At 69.6% G+C, this 362-nt stretch carries 1 pseudogene; it reads left to right on the forward strand.

Going from position 1 to position 362, the window contains the following annotated elements:
* Nucleotides 1-35: 35 nt before the first annotated feature.
* Nucleotides 36-362, forward strand: a pseudogene (locus tag OO70_RS50845) (hypothetical protein); the annotation flags it as partial.

Consider the following 362-nt stretch of genomic DNA (forward strand, 5'->3'; position numbering starts at 1 on the left):
TACGAGATTTCTGCCTGTCTCGTGGGCTCGGAGATGTGTATAAGAGACAGCTGAGGCTGTGGCGGGCGGTCGACCCGGCCCGGATCGCGGAGTCGTGGACGGGTCAGCTACCGGCACTGGTGACGCTGACTTCGGCGACACAGGTGGGCGTCGCGCAGGCAGCCGACAGCTACCTGAACGCGGCGCTGACCGCACAGGGTGTGGACGTGGCCCGCCGGGGCCGGGTGGTGCCATCTGCGCTGGCCGGGGTGGCATCCGACGGCCGACCGCTGGGGTCCCTGCTGTATCAGCCGGCGATCGCGGCACTGACTGCGCTTGGCGAGGGCCTGGCTGTCGACGACGCACTGGACCGCGGGTACGAC

The sequence above is a fragment of the Streptomyces xylophagus genome, from assembly GCF_000716435.1.
In the GTDB taxonomy this organism is placed as follows: Bacteria; Actinomycetota; Actinomycetes; order Streptomycetales; family Streptomycetaceae; genus Streptomyces; species Streptomyces xylophagus.